This is a genomic window from Lactobacillus sp. M0396, assembly GCF_016101625.1.
Lineage (GTDB): Bacteria > Bacillota > Bacilli > Lactobacillales > Lactobacillaceae > Lactobacillus > Lactobacillus huangpiensis.
Genome location: NZ_JACFQE010000003.1, coordinates 241,438 through 255,676 on the forward strand (window position 1 = coordinate 241,438; position 14,239 = coordinate 255,676).

Annotated in this window: 17 protein-coding genes, 1 other RNA gene and 1 other annotated feature; of the genes, 17 read left to right on the plus strand and 1 reads right to left on the minus strand. The window is 35.2% G+C overall.

Annotated elements, in window-relative coordinates; all coding sequences use genetic code 11:
• Positions 1 to 9 precede the first annotated feature (9 nt).
• The 8 genes from H3T43_RS05330 to rplL all read left to right on the plus strand — a co-directional run bounded on the left by H3T43_RS05330 (position 10) and on the right by rplL (position 6,158).
• On the plus strand, positions 10 to 876 hold the full coding sequence (locus H3T43_RS05330; protein WP_198213123.1) for a phosphate ABC transporter substrate-binding protein PstS family protein: 867 nt from the start codon (positions 10 to 12) through the stop codon (positions 874 to 876).
• A 1-nt stretch (position 877) separates the two neighbouring features.
• Positions 878 to 1,870 carry a phosphate ABC transporter permease subunit PstC gene (gene pstC, locus H3T43_RS05335; protein ID WP_034980330.1) on the plus strand — a complete coding sequence of 331 codons (993 nt, stop codon included), beginning with the start codon at positions 878 to 880 and terminating at the stop codon, positions 1,868 to 1,870.
• Positions 1,871 to 1,877: 7 nt separating this feature from the next.
• Positions 1,878 to 2,771, plus strand: a complete 894-nt coding sequence (gene pstA / locus H3T43_RS05340) for a phosphate ABC transporter permease PstA (protein WP_045928403.1) — start codon at positions 1,878 to 1,880, stop codon at positions 2,769 to 2,771.
• 12 nt (positions 2,772 to 2,783) lie between these two features.
• Positions 2,784 to 3,584, plus strand: coding sequence for a phosphate ABC transporter ATP-binding protein PstB (pstB, locus tag H3T43_RS05345; protein WP_198213125.1), 801 nt, complete (start codon positions 2,784 to 2,786; stop codon positions 3,582 to 3,584).
• Positions 3,585 to 3,598: 14 nt separating this feature from the next.
• Positions 3,599 to 4,354 carry a phosphate ABC transporter ATP-binding protein PstB gene (gene pstB / locus H3T43_RS05350; RefSeq protein ID WP_198213127.1) on the plus strand — a complete coding sequence of 252 codons (756 nt, stop codon included), beginning with the start codon at positions 3,599 to 3,601 and terminating at the stop codon, positions 4,352 to 4,354.
• 15 nt (positions 4,355 to 4,369) lie between these two features.
• Entirely contained in the window at positions 4,370 to 5,044 is a 675-nt protein-coding gene (gene phoU, locus H3T43_RS05355; RefSeq protein WP_198213129.1) for a phosphate signaling complex protein PhoU, read from the plus strand.
• A gap of 33 nt (positions 5,045 to 5,077) precedes the next feature.
• Positions 5,078 to 5,201 (plus strand) — a sequence feature (ribosomal protein L10 leader region).
• Positions 5,202 to 5,240: 39 nt separating this feature from the next.
• The gene (rplJ, locus tag H3T43_RS05360) at positions 5,241 to 5,750 is read left to right on the plus strand and encodes a 50S ribosomal protein L10 (RefSeq protein ID WP_045928399.1); all 510 of its coding nucleotides are present in this window, start codon (positions 5,241 to 5,243) and stop codon (positions 5,748 to 5,750) included.
• Between the two features lie 42 nt (positions 5,751 to 5,792).
• Positions 5,793 to 6,158, plus strand: a complete 366-nt coding sequence (gene rplL, locus H3T43_RS05365) for a 50S ribosomal protein L7/L12 (protein ID WP_034980322.1) — start codon at positions 5,793 to 5,795, stop codon at positions 6,156 to 6,158.
• Between the two features lie 118 nt (positions 6,159 to 6,276).
• Here rplL and H3T43_RS05370 read toward each other — a convergent pair whose 3' ends face one another.
• Positions 6,277 to 7,416 carry a C40 family peptidase gene (locus H3T43_RS05370; protein WP_198213131.1) on the minus strand — a complete coding sequence of 380 codons (1,140 nt, stop codon included), beginning with the start codon at positions 7,414 to 7,416 and terminating at the stop codon, positions 6,277 to 6,279.
• Between the two features lie 128 nt (positions 7,417 to 7,544).
• On the opposite strand from H3T43_RS05370, the gene H3T43_RS05375 reads away from it, so the two are divergent.
• The 9 genes from H3T43_RS05375 to dnaX all read left to right on the plus strand — a co-directional run bounded on the left by H3T43_RS05375 (position 7,545) and on the right by dnaX (position 14,232).
• Entirely contained in the window at positions 7,545 to 8,567 is a 1,023-nt protein-coding gene (locus H3T43_RS05375; protein ID WP_198213133.1) for a serine hydrolase, read from the plus strand.
• A gap of 31 nt (positions 8,568 to 8,598) precedes the next feature.
• On the plus strand, positions 8,599 to 9,102 hold the full coding sequence (locus H3T43_RS09605) for a L,D-transpeptidase (RefSeq protein WP_198213135.1): 504 nt from the start codon (positions 8,599 to 8,601) through the stop codon (positions 9,100 to 9,102).
• A complete protein-coding gene (locus H3T43_RS09610) occupies positions 9,063 to 9,167 on the plus strand; it encodes a L,D-transpeptidase family protein (protein WP_198213137.1) in 105 nt (34 codons plus the stop codon). Before H3T43_RS09605 ends, H3T43_RS09610 begins: the two co-directional genes overlap by 40 nt.
• 11 nt (positions 9,168 to 9,178) lie before the next feature.
• Positions 9,179 to 10,126 (plus strand): SLAP domain-containing protein, encoded by a 948-nt coding sequence (locus tag H3T43_RS05390; protein ID WP_198213139.1) that lies wholly within the window; start codon positions 9,179 to 9,181, stop codon positions 10,124 to 10,126.
• 101 nt (positions 10,127 to 10,227) lie between these two features.
• On the plus strand, positions 10,228 to 10,998 hold the full coding sequence (locus H3T43_RS05395) for a hypothetical protein (RefSeq protein ID WP_198213141.1): 771 nt from the start codon (positions 10,228 to 10,230) through the stop codon (positions 10,996 to 10,998).
• A gap of 119 nt (positions 10,999 to 11,117) precedes the next feature.
• Positions 11,118 to 11,738, plus strand: a complete 621-nt coding sequence (locus H3T43_RS05400) for a class I SAM-dependent methyltransferase (protein WP_198213144.1) — start codon at positions 11,118 to 11,120, stop codon at positions 11,736 to 11,738.
• Positions 11,738 to 12,247, plus strand: coding sequence for a tRNA adenosine(34) deaminase TadA (gene tadA, locus H3T43_RS05405; protein ID WP_232350273.1), 510 nt, complete (start codon positions 11,738 to 11,740; stop codon positions 12,245 to 12,247). The genes H3T43_RS05400 and tadA overlap by 1 nt, the downstream gene beginning before the upstream one ends.
• A gap of 28 nt (positions 12,248 to 12,275) precedes the next feature.
• An RNA gene (gene ffs / locus H3T43_RS05410) (signal recognition particle sRNA small type) lies at positions 12,276 to 12,369 on the plus strand.
• A 57-nt stretch (positions 12,370 to 12,426) separates the two neighbouring features.
• Positions 12,427 to 14,232 (plus strand): DNA polymerase III subunit gamma/tau, encoded by a 1,806-nt coding sequence (gene dnaX / locus H3T43_RS05415; RefSeq protein WP_198213146.1) that lies wholly within the window; start codon positions 12,427 to 12,429, stop codon positions 14,230 to 14,232.
• The last annotated feature ends 7 nt before the right edge of the window (positions 14,233 to 14,239 follow it).

Below are 14,239 nucleotides of genomic sequence, written 5' to 3' on the forward strand. Positions count from 1 at the left end.
GAATTTTATATGAAAAAAAGTAATTTAGGCAGACTGCTGACATTAATATTATTTATGTCCCTATTTTTGGCAGGTTGCAGTCAAAACCGAGAAAAAATTACTATTGTTGGCTCCAGTGCCTTACAACCTTTAATAGAACAAGCTGGTAATGACTATCACTTAGCCCACATGAGCAGCAACATTGTAGTTCAGGGTGGAGGATCCGGTACTGGTTTAAGTCAAGTTCAAGCCGGAGCCGTTGAAGTAGGCACTTCAGATGTTTATGCTGAGACCCAAAAGGGTATTGATGCAAAAAAATTAGAAGATTATCCTGTGGCAGTAGTTGGTATTGTGCCAATTGCAAACAAGGGTGTCGGAGTTAAAAATTTATCTACTAAACAACTTTCTGATATTTTTACTGGTAAAATTAAAAATTGGCGTCAAGTGGGTGGCAAAAATCAGTCAATTATTGTGATCAACCGTTCTCGTGGGAGTGGTACGCGATCGACATTTGAGGACTTGGTTCTAAATGGAAAAGAAGCAATTAATTCTCAAGAACAGGATTCAAATGGAACTGTCAAAAAAATTGTCAATTCTACACCGGGTACTATTTCTTATATTTCTTTTCCTTATGCTAATGACCAAAATATTCAAAAAATAAGTATAAATAACGTTCAACCAGATAATAGAAACATACCTACGAACAAGTGGCCACTTTGGTCTTATGAGCATATGTATACAAAAGGCAAACCGAATAAGCCTACTGCAGCTTTTATTAAATACGTATTGAGTAAAAAAGTTCAAAAAGATTTAGTTCCTAAAATTGGCTATATAAGTGTACATGAAATGAAAGTTTCGCGTGATAGTCAAAATAAAATTACGAAGATAGGTAAATAAAATGGCAAAAAAAGAACAAGATTTACAACAAGTTGTTGAGAATGCTCTTGCCGAACAAAAAGTACCGCATGTTAAGTTTAAAGGTATTGATCCCAAAAATATTGATGTTGATCGCTTAACTAAACCATCAAAAGAAACACGACAAGAATGGTGGGGCAGAGGATTAACATTTTTGGCAATTATATTAATAGGAATATTAATAGTTGCAATCATTGGTTTTGTTGGCATGCATGGTTTAGCAACTTTTATTGATAATAAAGTGAACATTTTCCATTTTCTGTTTTCTACTGACTGGAATCCTAATGCTGGTAAAAACCATGTGGGTGCTGCAGCAATGATTGTAACTTCATTTGCTGTAACACTTTTGGCTGCTTTGATTGCAACACCGTTTTCGATTGCAGTTGCTTTATTCATGACAGAATATGAATCGGGTAAGAGAGTGCAGTTACTGCAATCCGTAATGGAGCTTTTAGTAGGTATTCCTTCTGTAGTTTATGGCTTTATTGGCTTAATGGTAGTTGTTCCAGCTGTTAGAACTATTTTTGGTGGAACAGGTTTTGGCATCTTAACTGCCACATTGATACTTTTTGTAATGGTTCTGCCCACAATTACTTCTCTTACTGTTGATGCGTTTAAAGCTATTCCCAAAGATTTGCGAAAGTCTTCAGCAGCACTTGGTGCGACGAAATGGCAGACTATATATCACGTTGTGCTGAGAGCAGCTCGCTCACGTATTATGACAGCCGTTATTTTCGGTATGGCTCGCGCTTTTGGTGAAGCTTTAGCTGTACAAATGGCAATCGGAAATGCAGTATTAATGCCATATAACCTCGTTAGCCCAGCAGCAACATTAACCAGTCAGTTGACAAGTCAAATGGGTAATACTGTTATGGGTACTTTGCCGAACAATTCATTATGGTCTTTGGCACTTTTGTTATTAATTATGTCACTGGTATTTAATTTCTTGGTACATTTAATTGGAAAGAAGAGTTAGTAGTATTATGAACGCAAAAAAAACAAATAGAATTGCTACTGGCGTAATTTATTTCTTAGTCGGAATCGTTGTACTTCTTTTGGTTGGTATTCTTGGTAATATCTTAGTTTCGGGATTACCGCATTTATCGTGGCATTTCTTGAGTTCAGAATCATCCTCTTTTGAAGCAGGCGGTGGAATTAGAGACCAATTATTTAATTCTATCTATCTTTTATTACTTACCTTACTAATTTCTATGCCAATTGCACTCGGTGCTGCCATTTATTTAGCCGAATATGCTCCTGATAACTGGTTCACTCAGTTAATCAGAACCACGATTGAAATTTTGAGCTCTTTACCTTCAATAGTTGTTGGTCTGTTTGGCTATCTTTTATTTGTGGTTCAGTTCGGATTTGGCTTTTCAATTCTCGCAGGCGCTTTAGCACTAACTTTTTTCAACTTGCCAACTCTTACTAGTAATATTGAAGAAGCCATTAAAGGTGTTCCTCAAACTCAAAGAGAAGCTGGCTGGGCTCTGGGCTTATCTAATTGGAAGACCATCCACGGCATTGTATTGCCAGCAGCCCTGCCAGGAATAATTACTGGTGTTATTTTGAGCGCTGGGCGTGTTTTTGGTGAAGCTGCAGCTTTGATTTATACCGCAGGTCAAAGTGGTTCAACGGTTGATTATTCTAACTGGAATATGTTCAGTCCTACTAGTTTTTTGAATGTAATGCGTCCAGCAGAAACGCTAGCTGTACATATTTGGAAAGTAAATACTGAGGGGATAATTCCAGATGTGAATGTGGTTTCAGCTGCCACTTCTGCTTTGCTAGTCATTGTTGTCATTATCTTTAACTTCGGTGCTAGAGCGTTGGGAAACTGGATCTATAAACGGCTTACTGCCGCAAGAATAAAGTAAAGGGGGGTTCTTATGGAAAATTGGCAAAAACAAAAAACCTACATTAAGACCTTTCCTGAAGATGACTGTGCAATTTCAACTAATGATTTGAGTGTTTTCTATGGTGGTACAGTTCAAAAGTTGTTTAATGTTAGCCTAGGCTTTAAGAAAAATACAATTACTGCATTAATAGGAGCATCTGGTTCAGGCAAATCAACATTTTTGCGCTCACTTAATCGTATGAATGATCGTGTGGCACGAGTTGACGGCAAAATCATGTTTCATGGCCTTAATGTTAATCAGAGCAAAATTAATGTTTATGAATTGCGGAAGGCAATTGGAATGGTTTTTCAAAAGCCTAATCCTTTTCCGAAGTCAATTAGAGAAAATATCACTTATGCCTTAAAAGCAAATGGCCAGCAGAATAAAAAGAAACTGGACCAAATTGTAGAAGAAAGTCTCAGAGCCGCTGCTTTATGGGATGAGGTAAAGGATAAACTCGATCAAAGTGCATTGGCTCTCTCGGGGGGTCAGCAGCAAAGATTATGCATTGCGCGTGCAATTGCTCTGAAACCTGAGATTTTACTTCTTGACGAGCCTGCCAGTGCTTTAGATCCAGTGTCTACTGCAAAACTTGAAGATACTTTAAAGCAGTTGAGAAAGAAATATACTATGGTTATGGTAACGCATAATATGCAGCAGGCTTCAAGAATTAGTGAATATACAGCATTCTTTCACTTGGGACATGCGTTAGAATATGATACTACTACAAATATTTTCACCAACCCTCAAGGTGAAATTACTGAGAAGTACATTCAGGGTAGTTTTGGATAAAGGTGGCGTTATTGATGACAAATGTGATGGAGGCTAAAAATGTTAAACTTAAGTATGGCAGTTTTGAAGCTTTACACGGTATAAGTTTAGCTTTTCCTGCTCAAAAATTGACTGCCTTGATTGGACCATCTGGGTGTGGCAAATCCACCTTTTTGCGCTGCTTAAATCGTATGAATGATGATATTGACGATATTAATATTACAGGTGAGATACTTTTAGAAGGAAAAGATATTTATCATTCTCATATTGATTTAGTTGCTTTACGTAAGAAGGTGGGAATGGTTTTTCAACAGCCTACGCCGTTTCCGTTTTCAGTTTTTGATAATGTAGCTTATGGTTTACGCATAGCTGGTGTTAAAGATAAAGAATTGATCGAACAGCGAGTTGAAGAAAGTTTGAAACAAGCTGCCATTTGGACTGAAACTAAAGACAGTTTGCAACGTAATGCTCTTGCTTTTTCAGGAGGACAACAGCAACGTATTTGTATAGCCCGGGCTCTGGCAATCAGACCGGAAGTTGTTTTACTTGATGAGCCAACTTCTGCTTTAGATCCAATATCAAGTTCAGAAATTGAAGAAACATTAATGGCTTTGAAACAGAAATATACTTTTATTATGGTGACACACAACTTGCAACAGGCGAGTCGGGTTTCAGATCAGGTAGCTTTTTTAATGAATGGTGAATTGATTGAATCAGGTTCGACACAAGAAATGTTCTTGTCACCTAAAAAAGAAATGACAAACAATTATCTTAACGGCCGTTTTGGCTAATTTTGGAGGTGGATTATGCACGAAATATTTTTAGATGAACTGAAAAAGTTGAACGCTCAGTTTATGGAAATGGGAGTCTTGGTCAATGATTTGATTGACAAGGGTACGCGTTCATTCGTTGAACATGATAAAAAGACGGCGCAAGAAATGATTGCGGAAGACAAGGAAGTAGCTAAAGAAGCTGTCAAGATCGAAAAAAAGGCTTTAGAATTAATGGCTTTACAACAGCCAGTTGCAACTGATTTCCGTGTTGTTATTAGTATTTTAAAAGCTACAACAGATTTGGAAAGAATTGGAGAAAATGCGAATAGCATTGCCGTTGAAACTGTCAGAGTTAAAGGTAATCCACGTCTTCCAGAGGTCGAAAAAATAATTTCTAATATGACTCATCAGGTGCGTGAGATGCTGGTACAAGTATTAACAGCTTACGTGCAAGAAGATGAGAAAAATGCCAGACAAATGGTACTTGGACATGCTAAGGTTTTTAAAGATTATAAGAATGCCAGACAAATGATTATAGACGGGGTTGAGCAGGAGCCTGATGCCGCTGTAGCTTCTGCCAGCTACTTTGTTATCATCAGATTACTAGAGAGAATAAGTGATCATATTGTGAATCTGGCCAGTTGGGTAATTTACAAAACTTCAGGTGAATTATTCGAATTAATAAAACCTCAGCCGAAAAAGAACTGATTGGCTTGCAATTAAGTTATATTCCTGTTATATTTAATAAAGTAAATTCTACCTAAGACTCGGGTGGCATGACGCCTTAATTTCCCGCCGAGGCCAGAAGATATTGATGAGTTTAAAACTCCATGTCTTTCTTGGCATGGAGTTTTTAATTGGGCCTGATGGAATTTATTATTAAATTTGATGGAGGTGAAATCGATTGAGTAAAGCTGCTATTGCTGAAAAAGAAAAGTTTGTTGATGCGTTTGCTGAAGAACTTAAAGCTGCTAAAGCAATCTTAATAATTAACTACTTGGGTTTAACTGTTGAAGAAGTTACTAACATGCGTAAGGAACTTCGTGAAAACGATGTTAACATGAAGGTTGTTAAGAACACTTACTTAAGACGTGCTGCTGCTAAGGCCGGTATAGAAGGTCTTGATGAGACTTTTGTAGGTCCTACTGCTGTAATTTATACTGATAATGCTGATGACATTACCGAACCAGCTCGTATCGTTTCAAAATACGAAGATGATTATGATGTTATCGATATTAAGGGTGGTATGCTGGAAGGTAAATTGACTTCTAAAGAAGAAATCAAGGAACTTGCTGCCATTCCTGGTCGCGAAGGATTATTGTCAATGCTTGTTTCTGTATTACAAGCTCCAGTACGCAATTTCGCATATGCTGTTAAAGCTGTTGCTGATTCAAAAGATGAATCTGCAGAATAAATAAAATAATTTATATCTAAAAATTTCGGAGGATAAATAAGTATGGCTTTAGATACTGATAAGATTATTGAAGACTTAAAAGGTGCTTCAATTCTTGAATTAAATGACCTGGTAAAGGCTATTGAAGATGAATTTGGTGTTTCTGCTGCTGCTCCAGTTGCTGCTGCAGGTGCCGCTGGTGGCGAAGCTGCTGCTAAGTCAACATATGACGTTGAATTGACAGAAGCTGGCCAAGAAAAAGTTAAGGTTATTAAGGCTGTCCGTGACATTACTGGTCTCGGCCTTAAGGACTCAAAAGATCTTGTTGATGGCGCTCCTAAGAACGTTAAGGAAGGCGTTTCTGAAGACGAAGCTAACGACATTAAATCTAAGCTTGAAGATGTTGGCGCTACAGTTACATTGAAATAATTGTAGTCCGATCGGACAAGTTATAAGAAAAGACGTATTTGCAATTTGCAAATACGTCTTTTTATTTTTCGAGAGATTTTATTAAAATTAGACTTAAGCTAAAGGCGGTTAGTTATTTTTACATAATTCTTCTGACAATGCCATCAGGATAGTGAACTGATAAATACTTTGAATTGCGTGAGTTCCAGAATTTATCTTGTAAGCTGGAAACTCCAACCCCACCGTTGTCAGTGTATGGACTATCATGTAAAAATAATCCTTTTCCGAGGTACATTCCAACATGGGCTAAATGACCATCGTCTTTATCATCGAAGAAAATGAGATCGCCACGTTTTTTGTTTTTATAATTAATGGGTTTGCCATTATAACATTGACTAAATGTGGTTGATCCTAGATGATGGCCTGCTTTAGTAAAAAGATAATTCATAAAACTAGAACAGTCAAAATGTCGTGACTTTTCGTCATATTTTGAATGATCAATCATTTTTTCACCGATTTTGATAATACGCTCAAGAGATTTTTTATTGCCCTCTAAAGATTTTAAATTATATTTGATATTTTTTCCTAAAATCCAATAATTTTTCCCTTGATGTTTAAAACGATAATAAACTGCATGCAAATTAGTATGGGCAATCATGTTGACATAAACCCACTTATTCTTCAAATGTAATTTTTTACTGGTTCCTATTTTTCTAGCTTCGTTAGTGTGAGCTGGTAAGTTATACAATTTGGCATTTCTGATAATTTTCATTTTATAATTTATTTTATTTTTAGTTAATAAAAACTGATTGAAAGCTTTTTTATTCAGCCACCCATACTTGGTCTTAACAAAAGTTCCTTTGTTAGTTTTCGCTATTTTGCTATAGCTAATTTGTTTTTTATACCAATTTTTGACTGATCTTTTTTTACTGGTTAATGTTTTACTAAAGCGATAATGGGTTTGATAAATTTTACCACTGCCTTTTTTCCTTAAATAGATAATCTTCGGTGCTTTTTTTTGTTTTTTATCAGTGTTGATTGACTTGTGGGACTGAGAATTATCTTTACTCTTATTAGAATTTACAGTCTGATTATTATCAAAACTGGAATTATCACTAATGTCTGATTTAGATTGGTTTTGCTCTTTTTGTTCATTGTTTGGCTGATTAGTGATCGTTTGTGTACTGATAGTATCTGCAGAAACTTTTACACTAAAACTGAATATTCCCAAAAATGATAGACTGATAAACATTAAAAATAGTTTTGATTTGCTTAACATTTTAGCTCCAATCAATTTTAAAAAAATTTAACTACATTTACCATTTTATAATATAATAAAATTTATAGTTAATTAATTTTAAAATATCACCTGTAATTTTAAATTTGAAAATGTATAGGGAGGTATAGGTGCAAGTCAAAAATAAGTGTATTTTTGGACTTTTTTCTATAATAGCAACTTTTTTTGTGAGCGCTTCAGTAGTTCAGGCTGATGAAACTATTCAAATTGACAGCAATAGTGCAAACAATAAAGTGGATCAAAAAACTAAAAAGAAAAAACATAAGACTACAGTTTATAGTCACAATCAAGACAAATCAGTTGGTCAATATACTAAGTATATTCATGGAAAAAAGCCTAAAACCAAAGCAAAAGCTTACTTAGTTTTGGATCGTAAGACCGGAGAAGTACTGCTAGCAAAAAATGCGAAGAAGCGCTATTTAACAGCATCTACTGGGAAACTAATGACGATTTATTTAGCCAGGCGCAAGCTTGCCCGTAATCCGCATGATTGGCAAAAAAAGCTCAAGTTTTCTAGCACATTGGTAAAAATGGCCAAAAATCCCAATCTTAACTGCTTTCATGTAAAAAAAGGAAAAAAGTATACTGTCAAAGAGATCATGTCTTCAGCAATAATTGATTCCGACAATAACTCTGCAATTCGATTGGGTCAATGGGTTGCAGGTTCAAATAAGAAATTCATCAAAATGATGAATAAACAGGCAAAGCTATGGCATCTTTCCGCAAATTTCGTATCAGCTTCAGGGCTTGAAAACAGTGATTTAGCACCTTATGGATATTATGTTAAAGGTGCTTGGAGTTCAGGAAACTTATTATCGGCAAAAGATTTAGCAATAATTGGTTATCATGTTGCTCATGATTATCCCAGTTTGATGAAATTTTTTGTCACACCTGAGATGTATGTGGCAGGCCAGAAATTGCATAATTATAATGATACACTGCCTGGTCGTAAATATAACGTTAAATCCTTCAAAACCGATGGTATGAAAACAGGCTGGACGCCACGATCCGGCTATTGTTTTGTTGGCAGCTGTAAAAAAGGCACTGGAAGAATTGTAGTTGTACTGCATGACAAAAATGAGTTTTCAGATGCCAATAAGTTGGTAAAATTTACGTATATGCATCGTAGTTAGAAAATAAATTAAAGAAGGTGAGTAATAAATAGTGAAAATAAAAAAGAATAAATTTATAATGGTTAGTTTTTTAATTATTTTTTGCGGACAAATATTAAATTTTGGTCAGAAAAAAATATTGGCAAAATCTGTTACTGAAATTCCACGAGAATATATGCGTAAACCGATTAGTTATACTAAGTCTTCTGAAATTAAGCCATATCCTCATGGGATGAATGTTAAAAAAGATAAGATAGTAGTCTCATTAAAAAAACAACGCGCTTATTTAATACGTGGTCGAAAAACCAGATACGAGTTCTATGTTTCAACAGGTGCAAATAACTCAACACCAAAGGGACATTTTCGTGTTAATACATATCGGGCCCCGTGGTTTTATTCTGCAAGTGAAAAAATGGGAGCAAGATATGCGGTAGGCTGGCTGCAAGGCGGCTTATATCTTTTTCATGAAAATCCGCGTAATATTCACCACAAATTAATTAAAAAGGTGCAAACAAATTGGGAAAAAAGCCAACCTCTCATGGATGTATCCATTTAAGTACAAGCGATGCAAAATGGTTTTATCAAAAAGCACCAACTGGACTAAGAGTTATTATTAAATAAAGGAGAAAGCAATGAAAAAATTTAATTATCGTAAAACTGTAGCAGTACTATTAACATTTACAAGTATAGCAAGTGGCATGTCTTTTAGTTCAATAACTACAGAAGCTAAGAAAGTTTCCAGCAGTGTGGTTTTGAAAGCACCAGCTGTTAAAAGGGTAAAAGTCAAAAAAAGAACATATTACTATAATAAAAAAGGCAAGAAGTTAAAGAAAAAGATTTTAAAAAAGGGCAAGAAGCTAAAGGTTGTTAAAAAAGCCAAGAAAATAAAAGGAAAAAAATTTTATCTTGTAACTAAAAATAGATTTGTTCTAGTAAAAGATGTTGCAAATATTAAGTCAAAGATTAAAAAGCCACAAAAACAGCCTGTAAATCAAAGCACCCAAACCAATCCAGGTAATTCTACCAATCCAGTAGATACAGATACACCTGCAAACTCTGCTAATACAGGTACAACTCAGCCTACTCAAAATAATTCTACAATTGCTGATTTTTCAATCAGTGAGTTTAGACAGGAATTCTTAAAAGAGTTGAATAATGAGAGAACAAAACGTGGGTTAAGCCCAGTGGCGGAAGATTCTCATCTTGATGAAGTTGTACAGGAAAGAACTAAATTATTACCAGATAATTTTGCTCATGTGGATGCGAATGGAAGATTTATCTTAAATGACTTCTTTGATAAAGCCGGAATCAGTCGTAACAGTACCTCTGAATGTCTAGCGATGTTTCCTTGGGGTTGGACAATGGATCATTCAAGTAACCAGCTTGTTGAGGCCCAACATGGTGGCACTAGTGCTTTAGTGGCCGATAACATGGTTTATGAGTATATTTATGATGATGCTGCATCCAATTGGGGTCACCGTGACATTTTGCTTAATCCTAAGGATAAGACAATTGGACTTGGTGCAGTAGTAGATAACAACAGTGATCAAATTTACTCATCGGTTGGAGTTACATATTAAGTGACGAAAAAGACTTGTTAAAAGTTGTCTGTTAACAATAAAACATGTCAGCTTTAGTAAGTAATTTGATTAAATAATATTAAACGTCCTTTGAGGTAAAAATGAAACATCATAAACCTGCCAAAATTTTGGCTTACATAACTATAGGGTTAGTCAGTCTAGCCTTGCCGTTTACTGCAAAAAGCTCTGAAATAAAGGCATCCTATAATGAATACAATTATTACAGCCTTAAGCATCTAATTCCAAAAAAACATCCTAAAAAGTATGATTACTGCTATAAACTGCAAAAAAAGGCCTCTAAAAAAGCCTATGCTAAGAATCCTTGGATTCATATGAATGGTTATGTTGTCACCGATCATAGTGGATACACAAAATACACTAAAAATATGAAACCAGTTAAATCTTCATATTATCCGAGATTTAAACAATTAAAGGCTCACGCGGTTAGTGCAGACTTTTCAAAAGGTAACTTCATTATGCACTATAAAACTAGGGATAATGCAATAATTCATGGCATAGCTTTTAAGAAAAAGCAGAATATCAAGGTCAAAAGAATTAAATTAACTCCTAATATTTTGCTTAAAGCTTTTTATAAAGACTTTATTGATCCAAAAGGTGGTTTTAAATTAAAAAAGGGTAACGAAACAGATTTTCTTGCATCTAAAAAGCAAAAACACTTTTATCAGAATTGGAAGATTGATACCTCTGATACTATGAAAGATACCGTAGCTGATTTTATGGATACAGTTCGTTTTGGTAATGTTGAGATAAATGATCCCAGTTACGGCTATCATTATATATTCTTTAAAATAGATAAATTTAAAAAATATAAAAACTATGTGAAGTTTCGCATGCTTTACGGTATTTACTAAAATCCAAGAAACTAATTATGTTCGAAAATATCTTTTAAACATAATTAGTTTTTTTATATTTGCAAAAATTTACATGTCCGCTAAAATTATCTGGATAAGGTTTTAGAAATGAGTGAATTATGACTGAAAAAGAAAACCAAATGTATTTTACTGAGAATCCCACTTCTCAGCATGATGAGCATATAATTGATTATCAAGTCAACGGCATTGATCTCAAATTTACCACTGATGCCGGAGTTTTTTCGAAATTACGCGTGGATTATGGTTCAGGTGTTTTAATTAAGAAAATGCTTGATGTAGATTTTCCTCAAAACAATATTTTAGATGTTGGCACCGGATATGGACCAATCGGTCTTTTTGCAGCTAAATTTTGGCCAAAGCAAACAGTAGAAATGATAGACGTAAATGAACGTGGATTGAACCTAGCGAAAAAGAATGCTGAACTTAACCATATAGATAATGTTGCTATTTTTTCTTCTGATGTTTATAGCCATATTTCATCAGCAAAGAAATATGGCTTAATTCTGACTAATCCACCGATTCGAGCAGGTAAAGAAGTTGTTTCAAATATTTTGTATGGTGCGAAAAATCATTTGGTAACTGATGGGGTTTTACTAGTAGTAATTCAGAAAAAACAGGGTGAACCGAGTGCCCGTAAATTATTAACAAAAACTTTTGGCAACTGTACCATTTTAAAAAGAGATAAAGGTTACTACGTTTTGCAGGCGGTGAATAATTAATGCCATTTTCAAGTGCAGAGAAAAAAGACTTTATGCAATTAGCTTTTCAGCAAGCAAAAAAAGCCCAAAATTTGGGAGAAGTTCCAATTGGAGCTGTAATTGTTGATTGTGCAGGGCAAGTTATAGGTACAGGATTTAACCGCCGTGAACTGGATCAAGACTCTACGCAACATGCTGAAATGATTGCTATCAGGGAAGCTTGCAATAAACTCGGTACTTGGCGTTTAATTGACTGCAGTTTGTTTGTCACTTTAGAACCCTGTCCAATGTGTGCAGGTGCGATTATAAACTCTCGTCTTAAGAGTTTGTATTTTGGAGCACTTGACCCTAAAGCTGGTGCAGCTGGTAGTGTGGTTAACCTTTTTGATTTCGAAAAGTTTAATCATCATCCTAACGTTATTCGGGGACTATACCGTGAAGAGTCAAGCCAGATGCTAAAAAACTTTTTTAAAGATATTAGACAAAAACAAAAAGCGAAAAAAGACTCCGGCAAAAATTTCGCAAATTAGTGGAAAAATACCTTGAAATACGTTAATATATCTTATGGGCAATGTTTGACCTCCAAAGCGTGTCAGGACCGGAAGGTAGCAGCACTAAGGTTGCTCGGGCATGTGCCTTTTATTAGACAATTACAAACTCTTAACTCTTTCGAAAGAGTTAAGAGTTTTTTACTAGGGAAGACTGATCAATGGCTTATCAAGCGTTATACCGCAAATGGAGACCCCGCACTTTCGATAGTGTGATTGGTCAAGATGATATTACGGATACTTTGAAAAATGCAATTAAGCGAGGTACAATTTCCCATGCCTTTTTGTTTGCTGGGCCACGTGGTACTGGAAAAACTTCATGTGCAAAAATTTTGGCTAAAGCATTGAATTGTAGCAATCTGCAGGATGGTGAGCCATGTAACAAGTGTGCCAATTGTCTTGCAGCCGACAAGGGCGCAATGGCAGACATTATGGAGATTGATGCGGCTTCCAACAATGGCGTTGATGAAATACGTGATATTAGAGATAAAGTTAAATACGCTCCAACTCAAGGCAAATACAAAGTTTACATTATTGATGAAGTTCATATGCTGTCAATGGGGGCGTTTAATGCTTTGCTTAAAACTCTTGAAGAGCCACCGGAACATGTCGTTTTTATCCTGGCCACTACGGAATTGCAAAAAGTGCCAGCGACTATCATATCAAGGACACAGCGTTATAATTTTAAGCGTATTTCTCAAACTGACCTTGAAAAAAGAATGAAGTATATTCTTGAAAAAGAAAAAATCAGTTATGATGAAAAAGCCTTAGCCGTAATTGCTCAAGTAGCTGACGGTGGTATGAGGGATGCGTTAAGCATCTTAGACCAACTTTTAAGTTTTGATAAAAACAAAGTTGAATATGATGCGGCTCTTGAAATAACAGGTTTTGCTGATGAAGAAAAGATCGAACAAATTTTATTAGCAATTTTAAATAACGATACAAATGAAGCATTGGCTTTGGCACAGACAGAACTTGAAAATGGTGCAAGTTCAAAAAACATATTAGATGAACTCATTGAAATAGCGACTAAAGCATTAATGGCTGTTAAAACTAACGATAGTGATCAGAAAATTTTTTTGAACGATGACTTTATGCAAAAGATTCAGGACGTTAATTCTGAACGTTATTTCCAAGTAATTGCAGCCGCAAATACTGCGTTAAATGATTTGCGCTATACTAATCAGCAGCAGATTCCACTAGAGGTATTTTTAGTTGAGTGTGCTAGCAATCAAAAAAGCAAAATAGATTCTGAAAATGTTTTTGCTGATTCAGAAAGTCAAAAGAATGCAAATACTGATTTGACAGCTGAAATAGCAGCATTAAAAAAGCAAGTTACAGACTTGACTAAAAAAGTTTCTAATTTAAGCAAAAAGCAAACTCAAAATAGCAATAAGATTTTTCATCTTGATAGTGCCGTTTCTGATCGAATTGATACTAATAAAAGTAAAAGTTCCAAAGCAAAAACTGCTTCCAAAACTAAAAAAACAATCGGAAGCAGGAAAAAGGCTAATGAACAAAATCGTAAACAAGTTTACCATGTCTTAGAGAATGCTACTAAGGATAATCTAGTGGCTATCAAAAATGTTTGGCCGGATCTGCAATCAGATTTAGGCGTGTCACAACGTGCTTTGCTAGACGTATTGGAACCTGTTGCAGCCAGTTCAGATCAGGTAGTAATGAAATGCAAATATACTCTTTGGTTTGAAAAAGCCAGTGAAGATGGTAATTTATTAGATGTGTTGCCAGATGAAATTGCTAAATTTACTAAACATAACTATGAAATAGTGCTGGTGCCTGATGAGGACTGGTCCACAGTGCGGGCGGAGTTTTTACAAAAGCATGGTAAAGAACTTCTTAATAAGCAAAAACATTCAAATTCAGATTCTGAGCAAGACGAAACAAGTAAACAGGTTGTAGAAAAAGCAAAAGAGCTATTTGGTGACACAGTAAATGTTAAAGACTAAAATTTAA

Excerpts from the sequence above, each read along its gene's own strand:
- H3T43_RS05330 (WP_198213123.1), top strand. The coding sequence starts at position 10 with ATGAAAAAAAGTAATTTAGGCAGACTGCTGACATTAATATTATTTATG.
- pstC (WP_034980330.1), top strand. The coding sequence starts at position 878 with ATGGCAAAAAAAGAACAAGATTTACAACAAGTTGTTGAGAATGCTCTT.
- pstA (WP_045928403.1), top strand. The coding sequence starts at position 1,878 with ATGAACGCAAAAAAAACAAATAGAATTGCTACTGGCGTAATTTATTTC.
- pstB (WP_198213125.1), top strand. The coding sequence starts at position 2,784 with ATGGAAAATTGGCAAAAACAAAAAACCTACATTAAGACCTTTCCTGAA.
- pstB (WP_198213127.1), top strand. The coding sequence starts at position 3,599 with ATGACAAATGTGATGGAGGCTAAAAATGTTAAACTTAAGTATGGCAGT.
- phoU (WP_198213129.1), top strand. The coding sequence starts at position 4,370 with ATGCACGAAATATTTTTAGATGAACTGAAAAAGTTGAACGCTCAGTTT.
- rplL (WP_034980322.1), top strand. The coding sequence starts at position 5,793 with ATGGCTTTAGATACTGATAAGATTATTGAAGACTTAAAAGGTGCTTCA.
- H3T43_RS05370 (WP_198213131.1), bottom strand. The coding sequence starts at position 7,416 with ATGTTAAGCAAATCAAAACTATTTTTAATGTTTATCAGTCTATCATTT.
- H3T43_RS05390 (WP_198213139.1), top strand. The coding sequence starts at position 9,179 with ATGAAAAAATTTAATTATCGTAAAACTGTAGCAGTACTATTAACATTT.
- H3T43_RS05395 (WP_198213141.1), top strand. The coding sequence starts at position 10,228 with ATGAAACATCATAAACCTGCCAAAATTTTGGCTTACATAACTATAGGG.
- H3T43_RS05400 (WP_198213144.1), top strand. The coding sequence starts at position 11,118 with ATGACTGAAAAAGAAAACCAAATGTATTTTACTGAGAATCCCACTTCT.
- tadA (WP_232350273.1), top strand. The coding sequence starts at position 11,738 with ATGCCATTTTCAAGTGCAGAGAAAAAAGACTTTATGCAATTAGCTTTT.
- dnaX (WP_198213146.1), top strand. The coding sequence starts at position 12,427 with ATGGCTTATCAAGCGTTATACCGCAAATGGAGACCCCGCACTTTCGAT.